Annotated in this window: 6 protein-coding genes; 1 reads left to right on the forward strand and 5 read right to left on the reverse strand. The window is 70.6% G+C overall.

The genetic code is table 11. The features are described from left to right. Nucleotides 1–75 precede the first annotated feature (75 nt). The 4 genes from CCN72_RS23605 to CCN72_RS23620 form a co-directional block, all read right to left on the reverse strand. On the reverse strand, nt 76–909 hold the full coding sequence (locus tag CCN72_RS23605) for an S-methyl-5'-thioadenosine phosphorylase (protein WP_086809363.1): 834 nt from the start codon (nt 907–909) through the stop codon (nt 76–78). Between the two features lie 114 nt (nt 910–1,023). Continuing rightward, complete coding sequence (locus CCN72_RS23610; RefSeq protein ID WP_086809364.1) at nt 1,024–1,338, reverse strand: FmdB family zinc ribbon protein; 315 nt, start codon at nt 1,336–1,338, stop codon at nt 1,024–1,026. A gap of 67 nt (nt 1,339–1,405) precedes the next feature. Further along, a complete protein-coding gene (locus CCN72_RS23615; RefSeq protein WP_244174417.1) occupies nt 1,406–2,701 on the reverse strand; it encodes an MFS transporter in 1,296 nt (431 codons plus the stop codon). 291 nt (nt 2,702–2,992) lie between these two features. Further along, nucleotides 2,993–4,633: a potassium/proton antiporter gene (locus CCN72_RS23620; protein ID WP_425276166.1), complete on the reverse strand. Its 1,641-nt coding sequence runs from the start codon at nt 4,631–4,633 to the stop codon at nt 2,993–2,995. Nucleotides 4,634–4,849: 216 nt separating this feature from the next. On the opposite strand from CCN72_RS23620, the gene CCN72_RS23625 reads away from it, so the two are divergent. Next, a complete protein-coding gene (locus CCN72_RS23625) occupies nt 4,850–7,765 on the forward strand; it encodes a penicillin acylase family protein (protein ID WP_086809370.1) in 2,916 nt (971 codons plus the stop codon). Between the two features lie 70 nt (nt 7,766–7,835). Here CCN72_RS23625 and CCN72_RS23630 read toward each other — a convergent pair whose 3' ends face one another. After that, nucleotides 7,836–8,450, reverse strand: coding sequence for a 5-formyltetrahydrofolate cyclo-ligase (locus CCN72_RS23630; protein WP_086809371.1), 615 nt, complete (start codon nt 8,448–8,450; stop codon nt 7,836–7,838). Nucleotides 8,451–8,665: the final 215 nt, after the last annotated feature.

Genomic DNA, 8,665 nt, shown 5'->3' on the forward strand with positions numbered 1-8,665 from the left:
CTCGCCCACCCGAACGTGTGGTTCCGCTCCCGCTACGGCGACTTGTCCACAGCTCCGGTCACCCCGTCCGCCCCGTTACGGCAGCTCGAACCCCGGGTCCATCCCGCCGAGCGCGTGCACGCACAGGCAGTCCCGCTCCCCGGTCGCCGGCAGCGCGGCGACCGCGTCGAAGAGCACCCCGCGCAGCCGTTCCACATTGGCCGCGAACACCTGGAGGACCTCCTCGTGGGAGACGCCCTCGCCGGTCTCGGCGCCCGCGTCGAGGTCGGTGACCAGGGTCATGGACGCGTAGCACAGCTCCAGTTCGCGGGCGAGCGCCGCCTCGGGGTGGCCGGTCATGCCCACCACCGACCAGCCCTGCGCCTGGTGCCACAGCGACTCGGCGCGGGTGGAGAAGCGGGGCCCCTCGACCACGACCAGCGTGCCGCCGTCCACCGGCTCCCAGTCCCGGCCGCGAGCGGCCTTCAGCGCGATCGCCCGCCCGGTGGGGCAGTAGGGGTCGGCCAGGGACACGTGCACGACGTTCGGCACCGTGCCGTCCGGCAGCGGCAGCCCGTCGAAGTAGGACTGGGCCCGGGACTTCGTACGGTCCACGAACTGGTCCGGCACCAGCAGCGTGCCGGGGCCGTACTCGGTGCGCAGACCGCCCACCGCGGAGGGGCCGAGGACCTGCCGGACGCCGACGGAACGCAGCGCCCACAGGTTGGCGCGGTAGTTGATGCGGTGCGGCGGCAGATGGTGGCCGCGGCCGTGCCGGGGCAGGAAGGCGACCCGCCGGCCGGCGATCTCGCCGAGGAACAGGGAGTCGCTGGGCGGCCCGTAGGGGGTGTCCACTTGTACCTCGGTGACGTCGTCGAGGAACGAGTAGAAACCCGAGCCGCCGATTACGCCGATCTCTGCGTTCGCCATGGCCAAGACATTAGCTGGCCGTGACGCCGCGCAGGAGACCTTGCCGGAGAACGCCGAATGCCCCGCCGTCCAGGGACGGCAGGGCGGGCGTCAGAAGAGCCGGGGCGCGCGGCCTCAGGCGGCGGATGTGCCGGCCGAGCTCGACGTGGACGTCGAGGACGTCGACGACGGCTTCGCGTCGGACGACGTCGAGGCCGAGCCGGACGACGAGGAGCCGGACGACTTCGTCGCCGGGCTGCTGCTCGACGTGGAGCCGCGTGAATCGTTGCGGTAGAAGCCGGAGCCCTTGAAGACAATGCCGACCGCGGAGAACACCTTCTTCAGGCGCCCGTTGCAGTGGGGGCACTCGGTCAGGGCATCGTCGGTGAACTTCTGCACCGCCTCGAGGCCCTCGCCGCACTCGGTGCACTGGTACTGGTAGGTCGGCACTGTCTTCCTCCTGGCACTCTCACTCATTGAGTGCTAACGACGCTCCATAGTGACGTATTCCCGGGGATCAGTCCACCGTCACCGGCGAGCGGTGACCGACGCCACGTGCCACGGTCTGCGTCTCCTGGCGTGCGATCAGCGAGGATCGCAGCGCCACCAGGGTCAGCAGAGCGAGCACCGTACCGCCCATCGGGACCAGGAATCCCGAGCCGTCCCACAGCCGGTCCTCCAGCTGTCCGGCGACGGTGACCGCGGCCGCCTGGCCGAGCGCGACCGCGCCGGTCAGCCAGGTGAACGCCTCGGTGCGGGCCCGGGCCGGGACCAGGGCCTCGACCAGCGTGTAGCCGGTGATCAGCGACGGCGCGATGCACATGCCGACCAGCAGGCCGAGCGCGGCGAGCAGCAGCACCGAGTGCGCCGTCCACAGCGCGGACGCGGTCAGCGCGAGCGCGGCGTAGCCGACGAGCAGGCGCCGCTGGGGCGCCGTCTTCCAGACGATCGCGCCGCAGACGATGCCGGACAGCATGTTTCCCGCGGCGAAGACGCCGTACAGGACACCGTTCAGACCGGGCTCGCCGATCGACTGGGTGAAGGCGGCCAGGGAGACCTGCATGCCGCCGAAGACCGAGCCGATGCCGAGGAAGGTCACGATCAGCACGCGCACACCAGGGATCCGGAGCGCGGAGCCGTGCTCCATGTGCGCGGGCCCGCCCGTGGCCGTCACCGCGGGCTGCGTGCTCTTCTGCGCGGCGAACAGCAAACCACCCACGAGGGTGAGCGCCGCTTCCGTGAGCAGACCGGCCGCGGGGGTGACGGCGGTGCACAGGGCGGTGGCCAGCAGGGGCCCGAAGACGAAGGTCAGCTCGTCCGTGACCGACTCGAACGCGGCCGCGGTGCCCATCAGGGGCGAGCCCTGGAGCTTCACGCCCCAGCGCGCCCGCACCATGGGCCCGACCTGCGGCACCGAGGCGCCGGTCGGCACGGCCGCCAGGAACAGCGCCCACAGCGGGGCGTGCGCGAGGGCGAGCGCCGTCAGGGACAGGCCCGACACGGTGTGCACCAGGACGCCGGGGAGCAGCACGGCGCGCTGGCCGTAACGGTCGGCCAGGCGCCCGCTGTAGGGCGCGAACAGCGCCATGGAGACGCCGGTGACGGCCGCGGCGGCGCCGGCCGCGCCGTACGAGCCGGTGGTGTGCTGCACCAGCAGCACGATGGAGAGGGTGAGCATCGCGAACGGCTGGCGTGCCGCGAAGCCGGGGAGCAGGAAGGTCCAGGCGCCGCGGGTGCGCAGCAGTGCTCCGTATCCGGGGCGGGAGGAGGCCGGCGAGGTCTTCGCCGAGTCGTCGGTGACCGTGGATCCCACGGCCCGTGCCTTTCTGCCGCCTGGTAGCGCGCGTCCCGTGCGGGGTCCGGGCGCCGAGAGCTGTCCTCTTGCGCGGACTGCGGTAGATACCGGCGCCCACGGCAAGGTGGGGGGCGTCACGGCCGCCATACGGTCGCGCCAGCTCTGCGTCAGGCAGAGTTGGTTCGATCAGGGTGCCCCTTCATCGTACAGGGGCCACCCCCGCGTGGGCTGTGAAAGCGAGCACCATCGGATCGGTCGCCTGGGATTCCGCGGCGCGTACGCCAGGTGTGAACCGTATGAAACCCGTTCTTAACGCGAGCCCCCGGAGCGCGAGCCTCCGGAGCGTGACCCCTCGGACCGCGCGTTCCCCGGTTTCGGGCCCCCGGCCTGTGCGCCTCCGGAGTCCTCCGCCCCGTCCGTGCCCAGCCAGCTCGCCAGCTTGCCGCCGTGGGCGACCGCGCGCAGCCGCGCCTCCGCCGAGTCGCGCACCGGGTCGGTGGCGACCACCAGGAGTTCGTCGCCGCGCCGCAGCACCGTGCTGGGCAGCGGTACGAAGGACTTCCCCTCGCGCACGACGAGCGTCACGGCGGACCCGGACGGCAGCCGCAGCTCGGCGATCTCGACGCCGTGCATCCGCGACTCCTCGGGGATGGTCACGGACAGCAGATGCCCGCGCAGCCGCTCCAGGGGCGCCGACTCGATGCCGAGGTCGGCCGCCTCCCCCTTCTCGCCGAGGCGCAGCTTGCGCGCCAGCCAGGGCAGCGTCGGCCCCTGGACCAGGGTGTAGACGACGACCAGGACGAAGACGAGGTTGAAGATCCGCCGGCTGCCGTCCACGCCGTTCACCATGGGGATCGTCGCCAGGATGATGGGCACGGCGCCGCGCAGTCCCGCCCAGGACATCAGGGTCTGCTCCTGCCAGGGCACCCGGAACGGGGTCAGGCTGAGCACCACGCTGAGCGGGCGGGCCACCATGGTCAGGATCAGGCCGATGACCAGGGCGGGCACGATGTCGTCGCCCAGTTCGTGCGGGGTGACCAGAAGGCCGAGCAGGACGAACATGCCGATCTGGGCGATCCAGCCGAGCCCCTCGGCGAAGCCGCGGGTGGCCGGCCAGTGCGGCAGCTTGGAGTTGCCGAGCACCATGGAGGCCAGATAGACCGCGAGGAAGCCGCTGCCGTGCCCCAGGGCGCCGGCCGCGTACGCCGAGATGGCGATCGCGAGGACGGCGATCGGGTAGAGGCCGGAGGCGGGCAGCGCCACGTGCTTGAGTCCCCAGGAGCCGACCAGGCCCACCGCGAGTCCCACGGCGGCGCCGATGGCCAGCTCCAGGGCTATCTCGCCGATCAGCATGTACCAGTGCTCGACCGGTCCCGCCGTGGAGAAGGCGACGACCAGGATGACGACCGGGGCGTCATTGAACCCCGATTCCGCCTCCAGGGTGCCCGTCACCCGTGCGGGCAGGGGGATTCTGCGCAGTACGGAGAAGACCGCCGCCGCGTCCGTCGAGGACACCACCGCGCCGATGATGAGCGACTGCCGCCAGTCCAGCCCGACCAGATAGTGCGCGCCCGCCGCGGTGACCCCGACGCTGACCGCGACGCCCGCGGTCGCGAGCACGGCGGCGGAGGACAGGACCGGCCGGACCTCCTTCCACTTGGTGCCGAGGCCGCCCTCGGCGAGGATCACGACCAGGGCCGCATAGCCCATGACCTGCGTCACGGCGGCACTGTCGAAGTGGATGTGGCCCAGGCCGTCCTGGCCCATGACGATGCCGATCCCCAGGTAGACGAGCAGGCTGGGGAGCCCGCTGCGTGAGGAGATCCGCACGGCCGCGACGGCGACCAGCAGGACCAGGGAGCAGACGAGCAGAAGCTGGTTGAGGTGGTGAACAGTCAGCGGCGGGTCCCTTCCTTGGCCCGAGCGCGGGGCGCGCGGACGCGCGAACACAAGATCCGAGGCTGCGGCGCACCGCATCCAGGTACTTCGTTACCTTACCTAATTCTTGACGCTTTCTTGACGTTAGGGGCAGAAGAGCGAACGCTCGTGCGCGCTGGTTCCCGACTCCGCGTCAAGGCGCACAGGGTCCTGCGCCTATGGTTGCTCCAGCGCTCATTCAAAGTCATGGCCCGACCTGCCGCTCGCGTTAGGACAGCAAGGACAGCGATGCCCCCGAACACCACCGCCACAACGGGTGACACCGCCACCACCGGTGCCGCGCCCGCCAAGTCAGGCAGGAAGAAGGGGCGCAAAGCCCGACTGCTCGTCCTGCTGCTGGTCCTGGCCGTCATCGCGGGCATCGCCTACGGCGGCTACTGGTCGGTCAGCACCGTCCGCGCCTCCCTCCCGCAGACCACGGGCACGATCACGCTCGACGGGCTGTCCGGCCCGGTCGACGTCAAGCGGGACGGCAACGGCATCCCGCAGATCTACGCGTCCTCCGACGCGGACCTGTTCATGGCGCAGGGCTACGTCCAGGCGCAGGACCGGTTCTACGAGATGGACGTGCGCCGGCACATGACGGCGGGGCGCCTGTCGGAGATGTTCGGCAAGAGCCAGGTCAAGAACGACGAGTTCCTGCGCACCCTCGGCTGGGAGCGGGTCGCCAAGCAGGAGTACGACACCAAGCTGTCGGCCTCCGCCAAGAGCTACCTGGACGCCTACTCCAAGGGCGTCAACGCGTATCTGAAGGGCAAGAGCGGCAAGGACATCTCCCTGGAGTACGCCGCCCTCAACCTGACCAACGACTACAAGCCGCAGCAGTGGACCCCGGTCGACTCGATCTCCTGGCTGAAGGCGATGGCCTGGGACCTGCGCGGCAACATGCAGGACGAGATCGACCGCGCCCTGATGACGAGCCGCCTCGGCCCGCAGCAGATCCAGGACCTGTACCCGGAGTACCCGTACAGCCGGAACAAGCCGATCGTGCAGGAGGGCCAGTACGACGCGCTGACCAAGAGCTTCGAGCAGAGCGCCGCCGCCGGCACGCCCGTGGGCACGGGCACGACGAACGGCACGGGCACCACGAGCGGCACGGGCACGAGCACGAGCACCGGCACGACGGGGGCCACGGGCACCAACGGCACGACGGGCGCGACGGGAGCCACCGGCGCCACGGGCTCGTCTGCGGGCACGACGGGCGCCACCGGCTCCGGACCCTCGGGCACCTCCGGTTCGGGCCTCACGAGCCAACTGGGGGGCCTCTACAGCTCCCTGGACGACCTCCCGACCGCCGTCGGCGTGAACGGCCAGGGCATCGGCTCCAACTCCTGGGTCGTCGGCGGCCAGCACACCATCACCGGCAAGCCGCTGCTCGCCAACGACCCGCACCTGGAGGCGTCCCTGCCGGGCGTCTGGTACCAGATGGGCCTGCACTGCCGGACCGTCTCGGCCAAGTGCCAGTACGACGTCACGGGTTACACGTTTGCCGGGATGCCCGGTGTGATCATCGGCCACAACGCCGACATCGCCTGGGGCATGACCAACTCCGGGGTCGACGTCAGCGACCTCTACCTGGAGAAGGTAACCGCCGGCGGTTACCTGTACGACGGCAAGGTGCGGCCCTTCAAGACCCGCCAGGAGACCATCAAGGTCGCCGGCGGCGCCTCCAAGACGATCGTCGTGCGCGAGACCCAGGACGGGATGCCGCTCCTGTCGGACCGCGACGACGAGCTGGTCCAGGTCGGCAAGAAGGCCACCGTCGTCGCCGCCGCCCCCGACCGCGGCGACGGCTACGGCATCGCCCTGAAGTGGACCGCGCTCGACGCCGGCGCCTCCATGGACGCCATCTTCGCGCTCGACAAGGCCGGCGACTGGAAGGACTTCCGCGCGGCGGCCGCCAAATTCGACGTCCCTTCGCAGAACCTGATCTACGCCGACACCCGCGACAACATCGGCTACACCCTGCCGGGCAAGATCCCGACGCGCTCCGCCGCGGACGACGGCTCCGTACCGGCGCCCGGCTGGGACCCCAAGTACCGCTGGACCGGCTACATCCAGCAGGACGAGCTGCCGTACGAGTACAACCCCAAGCGCGGCTACATCGTCACCGCCAACCAGGCCGTGGTCGACAAGGACAAGTACCCGTACACCCTGACCACGGACTGGGGCTACGGCACCCGCAGCCAGCGGATCACCGACCTGATCGAGTCCAAGATCAAGGGCGGCGGCAAGATCTCCACCGACGACATGCGGCAGATGCAGCTGGACGACAGCAGCGAGATCGCCAAGCTCATGGTGCCGAAGCTGCTGAAGATCAACCTGTCCGACAAGAACGTGCGGGACGCGCAGAAGCTGCTGGAGGGCTGGGACTACACCCAGGACTCCGACTCCGCGGCCGCCGCGTACTTCAACGCCGTCTGGCGCAACGTCCTCAAGCTCGCCTTCGGCAACAAGCTCCCCAAGGAGCTGCGGGTCAAGGGCCAGTGCCTGTGGGTCGACAAGGTCGACAGCACCGGTCCGGTGGACGACGACAACACCAAGGTGCGCGAGTGCGGCATGCGCGCCGCGGACCAGGCGCAGCCGGACGGCGGCGACCGCTGGTTCGAGGTCGTGCGCAATCTGATGAACAAGCCGGACAGCGACTGGTGGAAGACGCCCAAGCAGGGCACCCGCCCGGCGGCGAAGAACATGGACCAGCTCTTCGCGCGCGCCATGATCGACGCCCGCTGGGAGCTGACCGCCAAGCTCGGCAAGGACATCGACACCTGGAACTGGGGCCGGCTGCACCGCCTGTTCCTGAAGAACCAGACGCTCGGCACCGACGGCCCCAAGGTGCTCCAGTACCTGCTCAACCGCGGCCCCTGGAAGCTCAACGGCGGTGAGGCGGCCGTGGACGCGACCGGCTGGAACGCCGCGGGCGGCTACAACGTGGTCTGGGTGCCCTCGATGCGGATGGTCGTCAACCTCGCCGACCTCGACAAGTCCAAGTGGATCAACCTGACCGGCGCCTCCGGGCATGCGTTCAGCGCGCACTACACGGACCAGACGGACAAGTGGGCCAAGGGCGAGCTGCTGCCCTGGTCGTACTCCTCGAAGGCGGTCGACAAGAGCACGAGCGACACCCTCGTCCTCAAGCCGTAACCGCCGCACCCGGTACACGGAACGGCCCTCCACACGCGCGTGGAGGGCCGTTCCGCGTATCCGCCGGCCTTCAGGTGAAGCGGCGCGCCCCGGAGGGCGTCACCACCGCGTGCACCGGCCGGTCGTGCTCCTCCACGGGGACCCGTGCGACAACCTCCGTGTCGTAGAGCAGCACCACGAGGCGGGGACGCGCCCCCGCACGCTCCAGCCGGGCCAGGACACGGTCGTACGAGCCGCCGCCGCGCCCCAGCCGCATCCCGCGCGTGTCCACCGCGAGTCCGGGCAGCAGGACCACGTCCGCGCCCGTCACCGCGTCCGGGCCGAGCCGGGTGCCCGAGGGTTCGAGGAGGGCCATCTTCGAGCCGTGCCGCACCTCCGTCAGCGAGCCGGGCCCGGTGTACTCCCCCCAGTCCAGGTCGTTGTCCGCCAGCAGCGCGGGGAGCAGGACCCGGACGCCCCGCGCGCGCAACGCGTCGAGGAGTGCGCCGGTGCCAGGTTCCGTGCCGACGGAGACGTACGCGGCGACCGTGCGCGCCGCCGCCAGTTCGGGCAGCTCCAGGGCGCGCGCGGCCAGCGCACGGGCCGACTCCCGCACGTCATCGTCCGGCAGCCCGTTCCTCATCGCGAGGAGGCCCCGCCGCAATGTCCTCTTGTCAGGCTCGTCCACGCGTCCGTCGTGTTCCACGGGTCGTTCCCGCACCCTTTCCGTCCGCCGTCCACGGCGTCCATGCCGTCCCGGTCGTCCTGGTCGTCGTCAAAGGGTGGGCCAAGCGCAGCCCCAGGTCGCACCAAGGGTCGCCGGTTAAGGTGGCGGGCATGACTCAGTCGCACCCCAGGATCAGCAAGGCTGTCATTCCGGCGGCGGGTCTTGGTACCCGGTTCCTGCCGGCGACCAAGGCG

It is taken from the genome of Streptomyces murinus (assembly GCF_002154555.1).
In the GTDB taxonomy this organism is placed as follows: domain Bacteria; phylum Actinomycetota; class Actinomycetes; order Streptomycetales; family Streptomycetaceae; genus Streptomyces; species Streptomyces murinus.

Coding starts and splice junctions, on each gene's coding strand:
- CCN72_RS23605 (WP_086809363.1), bottom strand. CDS start 909: ATGGCGAACGCAGAGATCGGCGTAATCGGCGGCTCGGGTTTCTACTCG.
- CCN72_RS23625 (WP_086809370.1), top strand. CDS start 4,850: ATGCCCCCGAACACCACCGCCACAACGGGTGACACCGCCACCACCGGT.